11 protein-coding genes are annotated in these 12339 nt (G+C 52.7%); 3 read left to right on the forward strand and 8 right to left on the reverse strand.

Features of this window, described 5'->3' with window-relative positions; translation table 11 throughout:
* Nucleotides 1-47: 47 nt before the first annotated feature.
* Both HV350_RS21235 and HV350_RS21240 read left to right on the forward strand, forming a co-directional pair.
* Nucleotides 48-1235 carry an MFS transporter gene (locus HV350_RS21235; RefSeq protein ID WP_049269971.1) on the forward strand — a complete coding sequence of 396 codons (1188 nt, stop codon included), beginning with the start codon at nucleotides 48-50 and terminating at the stop codon, nucleotides 1233-1235.
* Between the two features lie 190 nt (nucleotides 1236-1425).
* On the forward strand, nucleotides 1426-1827 hold the full coding sequence (locus tag HV350_RS21240; protein ID WP_181629273.1) for a hypothetical protein: 402 nt from the start codon (nucleotides 1426-1428) through the stop codon (nucleotides 1825-1827).
* A gap of 61 nt (nucleotides 1828-1888) precedes the next feature.
* Here HV350_RS21240 and HV350_RS21245 read toward each other — a convergent pair whose 3' ends face one another.
* From HV350_RS21245 to uxuA, 5 genes are all read right to left on the reverse strand, one after another.
* Nucleotides 1889-2926, reverse strand: coding sequence for a porin (locus HV350_RS21245; protein WP_181629275.1), 1038 nt, complete (start codon nucleotides 2924-2926; stop codon nucleotides 1889-1891).
* A 176-nt stretch (nucleotides 2927-3102) separates the two neighbouring features.
* Complete coding sequence (locus HV350_RS21250) at nucleotides 3103-3312, reverse strand: hypothetical protein (RefSeq protein WP_016151558.1); 210 nt, start codon at nucleotides 3310-3312, stop codon at nucleotides 3103-3105.
* A 647-nt stretch (nucleotides 3313-3959) separates the two neighbouring features.
* A complete protein-coding gene (gene uxuR, locus HV350_RS21255) occupies nucleotides 3960-4733 on the reverse strand; it encodes a Uxu operon transcriptional regulator (RefSeq protein WP_029139754.1) in 774 nt (257 codons plus the stop codon).
* Nucleotides 4734-4954: 221 nt separating this feature from the next.
* Complete coding sequence (locus tag HV350_RS21260; RefSeq protein WP_181221168.1) at nucleotides 4955-6430, reverse strand: fructuronate reductase; 1476 nt, start codon at nucleotides 6428-6430, stop codon at nucleotides 4955-4957.
* Nucleotides 6431-6508: 78 nt separating this feature from the next.
* The gene (gene uxuA, locus HV350_RS21265) at nucleotides 6509-7693 is read right to left on the reverse strand and encodes a mannonate dehydratase (protein WP_181629277.1); all 1185 of its coding nucleotides are present in this window, start codon (nucleotides 7691-7693) and stop codon (nucleotides 6509-6511) included.
* Between the two features lie 260 nt (nucleotides 7694-7953).
* On the opposite strand from uxuA, the gene gntP reads away from it, so the two are divergent.
* Nucleotides 7954-9297, forward strand: a complete 1344-nt coding sequence (gene gntP / locus HV350_RS21270) for a gluconate permease GntP (RefSeq protein WP_181629278.1) — start codon at nucleotides 7954-7956, stop codon at nucleotides 9295-9297.
* A 49-nt stretch (nucleotides 9298-9346) separates the two neighbouring features.
* Here the strand turns inward: gntP and HV350_RS21275 are convergent, their stop codons facing one another.
* Genes HV350_RS21275 through HV350_RS21285 form a run of 3 tightly spaced genes read right to left on the reverse strand, consistent with a single transcriptional unit; the run spans nucleotide 9347 to nucleotide 12189 of the window.
* Nucleotides 9347-10039, reverse strand: a complete 693-nt coding sequence (locus HV350_RS21275; protein ID WP_094169249.1) for a lactate utilization protein C — start codon at nucleotides 10037-10039, stop codon at nucleotides 9347-9349.
* Nucleotides 10032-11459, reverse strand: a complete 1428-nt coding sequence (locus tag HV350_RS21280) for a LutB/LldF family L-lactate oxidation iron-sulfur protein (RefSeq protein WP_016151552.1) — start codon at nucleotides 11457-11459, stop codon at nucleotides 10032-10034. Before HV350_RS21280 ends, HV350_RS21275 begins: the two co-directional genes overlap by 8 nt.
* Nucleotides 11460-11469: 10 nt before the next feature.
* Nucleotides 11470-12189, reverse strand: coding sequence for a (Fe-S)-binding protein (locus tag HV350_RS21285; protein ID WP_016155592.1), 720 nt, complete (start codon nucleotides 12187-12189; stop codon nucleotides 11470-11472).
* Nucleotides 12190-12339 lie beyond the last annotated feature (150 nt).

A 12339-nucleotide genomic window follows, 5' to 3' on the forward strand; every position in this document is an offset into this window, starting at 1 on the left:
ATGTAATATAACAATTATCAAACTAACAGCGTGAAATGAGAGTCCGTATGTCCCAGGGAAGCCCCGATTCAAATCGTCATGCCATCAGCGTCGCGCTCTTTGGCATGCTGGTCTTAACGCTGGGCATGGGAATTGGACGCTTTCTGTATACGCCGATGCTCCCGGTACTGCTGTCGGAAGGTCAGTTTACGTTTGACCAGCTCTCCTGGATTGCCAGCGCCAACTACGCCGGATATCTGGCGGGAAGCCTGCTCTTCTCCTTCGGGCTCTTCCATCTTCCCTCACGTTTACGCCCGATGTTGTTAACTTCTGCGCTCGCTACCGCAGGGTTGATTCTGGCAATGGCAAGCGTTAAGCAGCCCACGCTGGTGATGCTGATCCGTTTTCTGGCAGGCGTCGCCAGTGCCGGTATGATGATTTTTGGTTCGATGATCGTCCTGCATCATACCCGGCATCCCTTCGTGATCGCCGCATTGTTCTCCGGCGTTGGCGCAGGCATTTTGCTGGGCAATGAATATGTCATCAGCGGTCTGCATTTTGCGCTGTCATCACACACGCTCTGGCTGGGGGCAGCGGCAGCCTCCGCGCTGTTCTTTGTGCTACTCGTTATGCTCCTGCCATCTCGCGACCATGCGCTTCCCGCCGCCACACCGGTAAAAACAGAGCATCAGCCTATGTCCTGGTGGCTGCTGGCGCTACTGTATGGGTTGGCCGGATTTGGCTACATCATTGTCGCTACATACCTGCCACTGATGGCGAAAAGTGCCGGGTCGCCGCTGCTGACGGCCCATCTCTGGTCGTTGGTCGGCATATCGATTATTCCGGGTTGTTTCGCCTGGCTGTGGGCAGCCCGACGCTGGGGGGTGTTGCAATGCCTGACGGCGAATTTACTGATCCAAAGCGCCTGCGTGGTCATGACGCTCGCCAGCGACTCCTTGCCGCTGCTGGTGATAAGCAGCGTGGGTTTTGGCGCAACGTTTATGGGGACCACTTCGCTGGTCATGCCGCTCGCCCGTCAACTTAGCGTACCGCGCAATATTAATCTGCTGGGCCTGGTCACCCTGACTTACGGTATTGGGCAAATACTCGGGCCGCTCTTAACCAGCCTGCTAGGAAGCGGCGCTCAAGCGATCGTTAATGCCACGCTATGCGGTGCCGTCGCCTTGTTTATTGCGGCACTGATTAGCCTCACACAATTATACAAACAGCGTTTCGCCTCCCCCAAAAGGGTATAATCGACAACCTTATAAACAGGTATCTTAGGATTAGTCCGCAATCAAATGTCAACATTTAATAAACCACAAATAATCAGCAATTACCCGCCAGACAATTTATAATTCCCGGCTGTTCATTTATAAACTCAATTTAAAATGCGTAAAAATGGACATATTAACTCAGCATCAACACTATCTTCGGGAAAAGTACATGTCATGGTTTAAAAAAATACTACTGGGGTTAATTATTTTGCTAGGTTTAATTGGCACGCTAAAGGATTACAAAGACTTTGGCCTGTTTGGCGCGTTAGGATTGTTTTTTATATTCCTGTTAACAACAACATTTTTATGGCAATGGGCCTCTGGCAGGTTACCAGAGATAACCCAGCTTCAGGCCGTATTTATTTTACTGGCCAGCGCGGTAGCCTCAATTTTTGTTATCAATATGGCAATTGCCGGAAATTTGCATGTGGATTTAATGGAGGTCATGTACGTTACCATTACGCATAATCCACTTTTTTACCTGATTCTCTGCGTGGTCGCATGGGTAAAAGTGGGCATCTGGCAATGGTTGTTTAGCGGTGTTCAGGTGAAAGAGAGTCAGCCAGTTTAAACACGGCAGAGCTAAAAAAGGCGTCTTAACTAAGACGCCTTTTGCATATCAGAACAAAAACTTAGAACTGATAGGTCAGACCCGCAACAACCTTGTTGTCGTCGTCTTTGCCGTCGAGCAGGTTAATTTTGTAACCCACATCAGCCACGATGTTTTTGTTGAAGTAGTAATCCGTGCCCAACGCAACGTATTCGGTCAGGTCATTATTGTTGTTGTCACGCGCGTGAACGTAACCCACGTTCGGACGCAGACCAAAATCAAACACATACGCAGCCATTGCTTCAAAGTGCTCAGCTTTATCCGCCTTCTGAATCAGGTTGTGGGACTCGCCGTACATGGTCGCGACGTAGATGGCATTAGCATCATATTTCAGACCCGCGCCCCAGAACTCTGCGTTTTCGCCATCCCATTTACCGTCTTTATTGCCTTTCTTTTGGGCTGCTGTGATTGAACTATTTGTGTAGGTCGCAATAGCAGACACGCCGGAATCCGCAATGTTGTCATAGCCCAGGGAGAAGCCGTAGCCGTTACCGTGCTGCTTAGTCAAATTAGGTTTTGTCGGGTCTTCCGAGTTGGCATCACCTTTACCCTGGTATTGCGCACCAATGTTCAGACCATCAACGGCTCCAAAGAGATTTTTGGTGCGGAGTGTTGCAACGCCAGAAGTACGTGAAGTAAGGAAGCGGTCAGCATCTTCAAAGGAGTCGCCGCCGAACTCTGAAAGAGTGTCAGTGTAAGCTCCCACGTCGTAAGCGATACCGTAGTTACGACCGTAGTCAAAGCTAACGTCATGGCCATAATCCAGGCCAGCAAACGCCAGACGTGTATTGACGCCATTCTGAGAACCTTCTGCTTTAGAGGCATCAAACTGACTTTCAAATTGGCCATAACCGGTCAGTTGATCGTTGATTTGTGTCTCACCGCGAAAACCCAGACGCGCGTATGTACCGTCGGCATCGGTGCCGCCAGTCCAGGAATGGACCGCTTTTACTTTGCCGTACAGATCCAGTTTGTTGCCATCTTTATTATAAATTTCCGCTGCATGAACGGAGGTTACCCCTAATACCATTACAGCTAATACCACTGCTGACTTTTTCATGTTATTACTCACTTTTAATTGTGAATTTTGCTATCAACTTTGTTATGAAGGCAGAATACCCGCATAAAAAAGCCCCCTATGGAAAAGGGGAAAACCTCTAACACACCAATGAAGGTAATAATAAAGTGGCAAGACACATATCATTTTGGGTTAAATAAAACCCGAACAGAGAGTAATTACTTGGATTCTTCGTTTACGCTCTCATTAACAGAGCGATATAACATTATTGCTTCGGCAATAATATCTTGTTTACTTTTACGGGTTTCAAATGCCAGCGTACGAACATATTCCCACAGAGAGGTATCGACACGGGCACTTAAAAGAACCATATCTTTTGAACGGGTACCCCTGGCCTTTCTAATATCGGGGTAATCTCGAGAGGGCATTATCATCTCCTGAACGCAAACACGCTTATGGCGATGAAATATGCAGTCAGTGTAAAAACATGTCAACGGCAAAATACAGTGACAATAGTAATGAAACTGTTAATAACGGACAAAAAACTGGAACAGCATTTCAAATGAAAGATAACTTGATTATAGAATAATGTGTAATTTTAACTTTACATATATTCACTTTTATTCATTTGATTAAAAAAGCCAGAACTATTGACAATAAACATGATCTCAAATCAAAACATCATTACAGCCAATAAGTTACGTGCCGTTATTAATGTCTACATTTCCGTGAAGCGCCTGTTTTTATGCACTGTTATTCCAGGCGGCCTCGCTCTGACCACCGCGTAAATCAGTTTGATTCTCACTTAACACAGGCCCATTTTGTCTAAAAATAAGCACGGAAAGGTAAAAATAAGGTAAACGATGCATTTTTTCGCATGCAAAAATAAGTTGTTTTTAATTGATATAAATCAATTTTCACCGCGTAACGACGGCGGAAAAATCATCATCTGAGGTGATGGAAACCTTTTTTTACGTGACGTTCATGACGAGAAAAAAGCGTTGTTATGCAATAAGCTTTTGTGCTGAAAAGTGTCGCGCGGGCTGCAACAGCCCGCATGGGAGAGGAAGGAAAATCAGGCGTTAACTTTATCCAGCGGCCAAGAATCAAACAGATAACCATCAAAGTCGATGTCATCAACATTTGAAAACTCCAGCAGGCGCTGTTTGACGTTTTCCAGATGCTGCCACATTGCCAGCTTGGCTGCGCGGGCATCCTTTTTGATTAATGCCGCCAGAATCTGTTTGTGGTCCCCCATCCACTCTTTACGGTAATGGGTATCGTCGAGGTGGCTATGGAGCTGGATCCACATCGGGTTGTTTTCACGCCACTGCCATGACTGGCGAAACAGCTCCACCAGCATGCTGTTATGCGTGGCTTCGGCTATGGCGAGATGGAACTGCATGTCGCCGCTTTCAGAACCGTTCGCTTCGCTGGAGGCCAGCTCCCGCTCTTCCAGCTGTAACGCCTGGCGCATTTTAACGATATCTTCACGCGTAGCCTGCAGCGCGGCGAATTCGGCGATATTGCTTTCCAACAGCTGTCGCGCCTGCAGCAGCTCAAACGGACCCGCGTCATTGCAATGATTGACATCCGTACTGTCGATGGTCTGCGCATCTGCATTGTCGAGTACGTAGATCCCGGCGCCGCGACGCACGTCCACCAGACCTTTAATTTCCAGCATAATTAACGCTTCGCGAACCACCGTGCGAGTGACGTTGAGCATCTCAGCAATTTCACGTTCCGGCGGCAAACGCTCCCCGGGCTGGTACGGCGTCTGGACAATCAGATCGCGGATCATTGCACCCACTTCCTGGTAGGGTCTTTGTTGAGAAGTGTTCGATTTCATCGTGTTATGTCCGTCAGATGCGTCAATTCAGATCCGTAGGCCGGATAAGGCACATGCGCTGCCAACCGGCACCTGTGCCATTGGCTGATGGCGACGCTGACGCATCTTATCAAGCCTACAAAAAACGTTTTTTCGCCTGAACTATAGCATTTGCGGGAAGCCAAAAACAGAAAACGGGTCAACCAAATCAGCATTTTGATTGACCCGTCATACTTCGGGGATTATGCGTCAGCGCCTAACGCCGCAACGCACTCGCGTGCACCGTGTTCACACAGCTGTTGATACGTCGCGATAATTGTCTCCACAAAATCAGCGTTTTCCGCCAGATCATGGCCAAAAATGCCGCTCAGCCCCAGCAGCGCCGTCACGCGTTCGGCCCCCTGGAACTGTTGGTTAATGCGCTGGAACTCAGCCAGCAAGGGGTCGACAACATCAATGGCCTGCCCCTGTTCATCCACGCCACGGGTGTAGCGCATCCAGCCCGCCACGCCCAGCGCCAGGTGACGCCAGTCGCTGGCGTTTTGCAGATGCAGACGCACCGGATCCAGCAGGCGCTGCGGCAATTTCTGGCTGCCGTCCATCGCAATCTGCCAGGTGCGGTGACGCAGTGATGGGTTGCTGAAACGCTCGATGAGCAGCGTCGCATAGGCGTTAAGATCGGTGCCTTCCGGCATCGACAGCGTCGGCGCTTGCTCCTGCATCATCAGCGCGAACGCCGCTTTGCGGTACGCCGGATTTGTCATGGTATCAGCGATAGTTTCATAGCCGCCGAGATAGCCCAAATACGCGAGGAAAGAGTGGCTGCCGTTGAGCATACGCAATTTCATCATTTCAAACGGCACCACATCGGCAACGAACTGCGCACCAACGTTGTCCCAGTCAGGGCGACCGTTGACAAAGTTATCTTCGATAACCCACTGACGGAACGGCTCACAGGCGATAGCACACGGATCGTACACGCCCAACTGGTCGGCAATCTCTTGCAACGTTTCTGGCGTCGCCGCCGGAACAATGCGGTCGACCATGGTGCACGGGAAAGTGGCGTTAGCCTCAATCCACTGCGCCAGCTGCGGGTCGCGCGCCTGCGCCAGACCCAGCACCGCGACTTTCGCCACATGACCATTTTCACGCACGTTATCGCAAGACATCACGGTAAAGGCCGCAAGCCCTTGCTCACGACGCAGATGCAGCGCCTGTACGATGTAACCAATCGCCGATTTCGGCGTGCCTGGATTCGCCAGATCGTGTTTAATCAGCGGGTTATTGAGATCTAACTGTCCGCTGGCAGCATCGGTGCAGTAGCCTTTTTCCGTGACCGTCAGCGAGACAATTGCCGTCTGCGGGCGCGCCATAGCCTGTAAAATACCATCACAGCCGTCAAGCTCCGGGTGCAACGCTTCTTTCATCGAGCCAATCACTTTCAGCACGGTGTTGTCCGCGCCTTTTTCCGCCACGGTATACAGCAGTTGCTGTTTGCGCAGGTTTTCAATCAGCACGCGGTCGTTACCCGGCATCAGGTTAACTTCACAGATCCCCCAGTCACTGTCGGTGGTTTCCAACAGATGATGGGTGTACAGCGCCTGGTGCGCGCGGTGAAATGCGCCGCATCCCAGGTGAACAATACGGGATTGCAGGCGCGAGCTGTCCCATGCAGGGCGAGCAACCGGCAGGTTGCTATTGGCAATTGTCGTTGTCATCGTGAACTCCAGAACCCGTTGAATGACCAACGGAAGAGAAAAGAAAAAGCCGGCCAGACAGGTGACCGGCAACTCGCTTTAGCGGCTAAAGAAAGCGCGCTGGATAGCCATCTCAACGCCACGCACTTCCGCCAGCCCTTTCAGGCGACCAATCGCGGAGTAGCCTGGGTTGGTTTTCTTTTTCAGATCGTCAAGCATCTGATGGCCGTGGTCCGGACGCATTGGGATCAGGTCCTCTTTACCCTCGGCTTTACGGCGCTGCTCTTCCTCAACGATCGCTTTCACGACTTCGTACATATCGACGTCGCCGTTAAGATGCGCCGCTTCATGGAAGGTTTTCGGGTTATCTTCACGCAGCGTGGAGCGCAGATGGGTGAAGTAAATGCGTGGGCCAAACTGTTTGATCATGTCGACCAGATCGTTGTCCGCCCGGACGCCGTAGGAGCCGGTGCACATGGTAAAACCGTTCGCCATGCTGTTGACCGTATCGACCATCCATTGCATATCTTCCACGGTGGAAACAATGCGCGGCAGGCCGAGGATTGGGCGCGGCGGATCGTCCGGGTGTACCGCCATCCGCACGCCTGCTTCTTCCGCTACAGGAATAATTGCTTTCAGGAAGACGGCAAAGTTCTCGCGCAGTGCGGCTTTATCGATATCTTTATAACGCGCAAGATGCTGGCGGAACTGGTCAAGCGTATAGCCCTCTTCCGCGCCTGGCAGACCGGCGATGATATTGCGGGTCAGACGCGCTTTGTCTTCATCGTTCATGGTGGCGAAGCGTTCATTCGCCTGAGCAATCTCTTCGGCGGTGTAATCCGCTTCCGCGCCCGAACGTTTGAGGATGTGCAGCTCAAAGGCGGCGAATTCAATCTGGTCAAAACGCAGCGCTTTGGAGCCGTCCGGCAGGACGTATTCCAGGTCGGTACGGGTCCAGTCGAGAACCGGCATGAAGTTGTAGCACACGGTACGAATGCCGCACTGGGCCAGGTTACGCAGGCTTTGCTGGTAGTTGGCGATCCACTGCTGATAGTTACCAGAACGGGTTTTAATGTCTTCGTGGATCGGTACGCTTTCGACGACCGACCAGACCAGGCCCGCCTGCTCAATAATGGCTTTGCGTTTTAGGATCTCATCAACCGTCCACACTTCCCCGTTCGGGATATGGTGCAAGGCGGTGACCACGCCCGTGGCACCCGCCTGACGTACATCCGCTAAGGTGACCGGATCGTTAGGACCATACCAGCGCCATGTCTGTTCCATCTTTTATTCCTCATTTACGTTATGGACTCGACGATATGGCACATAAATTCCTCCTTTTGGTATGACATGTCAACCTGAAGGAATTAATTGGTTAACCAAATCACGATTTTTGCTGATTAGATCGCCATTTTGCGGCCAGGAAGCGCAGTAAAGATGTAAACATGTAACGCAATGTGACATTCATCGCATCAATGGTTAACCAATACGGATAACATCTCAACCAAAGTCATAATAGTTCAACCAATAAAGGTAGACGTTATATGCATGTTCTCAATATTCTGTGGGTCGTATTCGGCATCGGTCTGATGCTGGTGCTCAATCTAAGATTCAAAATAAACTCGATGGTCGCCCTGCTGCTGGCGGCGCTCTCGGTCGGCATGCTGGCGGGTATGGACTTAATGGCGCTGCTGCACACCATGAAATCCGGCTTTGGCAGCACGCTGGGTGAGTTGGCGATTATCGTGGTATTCGGGGCAGTCATCGGTAAGCTGATGGTCGATTCCGGAGCGGCGCATCAGATTGCTCATACGCTGCTGGCGCGACTCGGGCTGCGCTATGTGCAGCTGTCGGTGATCATTATTGGTCTGATTTTTGGCCTGGCGATGTTCTATGAAGTGGCGTTTATTATGCTGGCGCCACTGGTGATCGTCATAGCCGCAGAAGCGAAGATCCCGTTCCTCAAGCTGGCGATTCCTGCCGTTGCCGCCGCCACCACCGCCCACTCGCTGTTCCCGCCGCAGCCAGGCCCGGTCGCGCTGGTTAACGCCTACGGCGCTGACATGGGTATGGTCTACATCTACGGTATTCTGGTGACTATTCCGAGCGTGATCTGCGCCGGGATTATCCTGCCGAAGTTCCTCGGCAACCTCGATCGCCCGACGCCGTCATTCATGAAGGCCGACGTACCGGTTGACCAGAACAATCTACCGTCTTTCGGCGTCTCTATTCTGGTTCCGCTGATCCCGGCGATCATCATGATCTCCACCACCATCGCCAACATCTGGCTGGTGAAAGGAACGCAGGCGTGGGAAGTGGTCAACTTCTTAGGCTCCTCGCCAATTGCGATGTTTATCGCCATGATTGTCGCCTTCGTGCTGTTTGGTACCGCGCGTGGTCACGACATGCAGTGGGTGATGAACGCCTTTGAAAACGCGGTGAAAAGCATCGCCATGGTGATCCTGATCATCGGCGCGGGCGGCGTACTGAAGCAGACCATTATCGATACCGGCATCGGCGATACCATCGGCATGCTGATGTCGCACGGCAATATTTCTCCATACATCATGGCGTGGTTGATAACCGTGCTTATTCGTCTGGCAACCGGTCAGGGCGTGGTCTCAGCCATGACGGCAGCGGGGATTATCAGCGCAGCCATTCTCGACCCGGCAACCGGTCAACTGGTGGGCGTCGATCCGGCGTTGCTGGTACTGGCGACGGCAGCTGGCTCCAACACCCTGACCCATATCAACGATGCCTCGTTCTGGCTGTTCAAAGGCTACTTTGACCTGTCGGTGAAGGATACGCTGAAAACCTGGGGTCTGCTGGAGCTGGTGAACTCCGTGGTTGGTCTGATTATCGTGTTGATCATCAGCATGATTGCATAACGTCGATACCGCTCTGGCCCACAGCGCCAGAGCGGTTCTTTCTCCTGCCCTAACAATCCTCAATAATCAGATACACCGCCTTCACCGGGCCATGCACCCCAACCACCTTGATAAGCTCAATATCCGCCGTCGAGCTGGGTCCACTGATAATGTTAATGCACGATGGCATACGCTCACCGGCCTGCGCTTTCTGATGCAGTTTTTCTGCCAGTTGCGCCACTCGCGGCAGGATGGTGCTTTTACGCAGCACGAAAATCGAGGACTCCGGCAACAGGCTCAAAGAACGCCCGCGCTCCGGCGCGGAAAACAGCACCACGCCGCCGGACTCGGTCAGGCCATACTCGGCATACACCACGCCGACTTTCGCCTGCTCGGCCTCGGTAATATTTTTGCTGCCTCGCGCCGGATCCCAGACCACGGCGTTGCATTCCTGCTGCAAGCGTTCGGTGATGCCCAGCGCCACCAGTCGGCTGTCGCCGCTCAGCACTACTGGCTGACCCAATTCTTCACACAGACGTAGCGCTGCTTCTGCGGCCTGGTCCTCGCGAGTCAGTTCACAGCGGGCCAGCATCACTTCGCTGGCGAACTGGATAAACGCATCGCAGCGCTGCTGCGGGCTAAGTTCGGTCAGGCGCTCGTTGGCATAATTGTTAACCGGCGCGGCATCCGCTTGCGGTTCGAAACGCGGCGGGCGACCCAGCGCCTGGGCGATGGTGTTTAAAAACGCGGTACGGTTATCCATTCTTTTTCTCCTGCGCCTGATGTTTCTTAAACCAGCTGCGGAAGCTCTCGCCGTCAGCATCAGGCAGATCGCGCGCCTCCATCCAGTCACCAATCGCGCCAACCTTGAGCGGGGTTTTCCCGCCATTGATAAACCAGCTTGCCGCATGCGCGCCCGCCATCATTCCGACTTTCCACAGCCCCGGATGGCTATTGGCATAAGCGAACATTTTGATCGCCCGTCGCTCGGCTTTCGGGGTAATGCCCTCCTCGGCCATCACCCGGCGATGACGCAGGATCAGTTTTGACAGCGGAATACGCACCGGGCAGACACTGTCGCAGGCCGTACATAAGGAACAGGCGTACGGCAGGTCTTTAAAATCTTTATAGCCGCCGAGCAGCGGAGAAATCACCGCGCCGATAGGTCCAGGATAGATAGAGCCATAGCCGTGTCCGCCGATGTGGCGGTACGCCGGACAGGTGTTCATACAGGCTCCGCAGCGGATGCAGCGCAGCACATCGCGAAACTCAGAGCCCAGCACCTGAGAGCGACCGTTATCGACAATCACCAGATGGAACTCTTCCGGTCCGTCCACGTTATCCGCCTCACGCGGGCCGGTCAGCCAGGTGTTATAGCCCGTCAGACGAGCGCCCACGGCGCTGCGCGCCAGCATGGTGATCAGCACATCCACATCGGCAAAGGTCGGCGCGATACGCTCCATGCCCATCACCGCAATGTGCGTTTTCGGCAGCGTGGTGCACATGCGCGCGTTGCCTTCGTTGGTCACCAGGCATACTGAACCGGTTTCCGCCACGGCAAAGTTACAGCCGGTAATACCGATTTCGGCACTCAGGAAATCCTCGCGGATCTTCTGGCGAATGAACAAGGTCATAGCTTCCGGGGTTTCCGGGCCGTCATACCCCAGACGCTCGTTCAGCACGCGGCGGATCTGATAGCGATCTTTATGAATAGCCGGGACCACGACGTGCGAAGGTGGATCCTGATCCAATTGCAGGATGTATTCCCCGAGATCGGTTTCGATCACCTGAATTCCCGCATCCTGCAGGACATGGTTGACGCCGATCTCCTCGGTCACCATCGACTTGGACTTCACCACCTTCTTCGCGTTTTTGCTGCGCGCGACCTGCAGAATGTAGGCGGTGGCCTCTTCTTTGGTTTTGGCGAAATAGACGTGACCGCCGTTTTGCGTCACTTTCTCGGAGAGTTGATACAGGTAAGCGTCGAGGTTGCTCAGCACGTGATCGCGGATCTGGCTGGCACGATCGCGCCAGTCTTCCCAGTGGCCTAACTCATCGACCATTTTTTGTCGATTTGCGCCAATACGTTCCTGCGCATTGGCCACGGCTTTGCGCATGATCGGATCTTCTATCTGCTGACGAATGCGCAGTTTAAATTCTACATCGCTGGTTTTTATCGACATCTCTTTCCCCTCAGCGGCTCATCAGCACTTCAGCAATATGCATCACTTTGACCGGCTGGCCTTCCCGTTGCAGTCGACCGCCAATGTTCAGCAGGCAACTGACGTCTGCGCCAATCAAATATTCCGGCTGCGCATCCATCAAATGTAAGACTTTCTCTTTCACCATCTCGCCGGATATCTCGGCCATTTTGACAGAGAACGTCCCGCCAAAGCCGCAGCAGGTATCCTGATCGGCAAACGTCAGCAGCTCCAGTCCGCGCACGTTTTTCAGCAGCGTGAGCGGCTCTTCCTTCACCCCCAGCTTTCGAGTCAGGCTACAAGAGGGATGATATACAGCGCGGCCCTGCAGGCTGGCGCCGACGTCCACCACGCCCAGCTTGTTGACGATAAAGGAGGTGAGATCCTGCATACGCGCGGCAACCTTTTCGGCACGCAGCGCCCATTCCGGTTCATCGGCCAGATACGTCGGATAGCTTTTTACCGCGTAGGTACAGGAGCCTGCTGGCGAGATAATCGGATCGTCGTTATCTTCCAGGGCGGCGATCAGGTTTTTCATCCCAGGGATCGCCTCTTTGATGTAACCGCTGTTGATGGCTGGCTGACCGCAACACCCTTGCTTCTCGGGGAAATTAACGCGACAACCCAGTTTTTCCAGCAGCAATACGGAGTCTCGTGCCATCCGTGATTTCAGTGCGTCACCAATGCAGGTAACAAAGAAATTTACATTCACAATAACTACTCCATTGCTTCATTTCTGTTTATTGCGCTTGATATCGCGATATCAAGCAAAGGTTCAGCCGTATTTCACGCCCAGTTTTTCTGTTTGCTGTTTTTACTAATACCTGGGTTCATGGTGATGCTCGGGTCGTTTTCCTTTGAT

This window comes from Citrobacter sp. RHBSTW-01013 (assembly GCF_013781985.1).
Taxonomy (GTDB): Bacteria; Pseudomonadota; Gammaproteobacteria; order Enterobacterales; family Enterobacteriaceae; genus Citrobacter; species Citrobacter braakii.

What these genes read in the sequence shown, in the direction of transcription:
- HV350_RS21260 (WP_181221168.1), bottom strand. Translation starts at nt 6,430, where the DNA reads ATGACAACGACAATTGCCAATAGCAACCTGCCGGTTGCTCGCCCTGCA.
- HV350_RS21275 (WP_094169249.1), bottom strand. Translation starts at nt 10,039, where the DNA reads ATGGATAACCGTACCGCGTTTTTAAACACCATCGCCCAGGCGCTGGGT.
- gntP (WP_181629278.1), top strand. Translation starts at nt 7,954, where the DNA reads ATGCATGTTCTCAATATTCTGTGGGTCGTATTCGGCATCGGTCTGATG.
- HV350_RS21245 (WP_181629275.1), bottom strand. Translation starts at nt 2,926, where the DNA reads ATGAAAAAGTCAGCAGTGGTATTAGCTGTAATGGTATTAGGGGTAACC.
- HV350_RS21240 (WP_181629273.1), top strand. Translation starts at nt 1,426, where the DNA reads ATGTCATGGTTTAAAAAAATACTACTGGGGTTAATTATTTTGCTAGGT.
- uxuR (WP_029139754.1), bottom strand. Translation starts at nt 4,733, where the DNA reads ATGAAATCGAACACTTCTCAACAAAGACCCTACCAGGAAGTGGGTGCA.
- HV350_RS21250 (WP_016151558.1), bottom strand. Translation starts at nt 3,312, where the DNA reads ATGCCCTCTCGAGATTACCCCGATATTAGAAAGGCCAGGGGTACCCGT.
- HV350_RS21280 (WP_016151552.1), bottom strand. Translation starts at nt 11,459, where the DNA reads ATGTCGATAAAAACCAGCGATGTAGAATTTAAACTGCGCATTCGTCAG.
- HV350_RS21235 (WP_049269971.1), top strand. Translation starts at nt 48, where the DNA reads ATGTCCCAGGGAAGCCCCGATTCAAATCGTCATGCCATCAGCGTCGCG.
- uxuA (WP_181629277.1), bottom strand. Translation starts at nt 7,693, where the DNA reads ATGGAACAGACATGGCGCTGGTATGGTCCTAACGATCCGGTCACCTTA.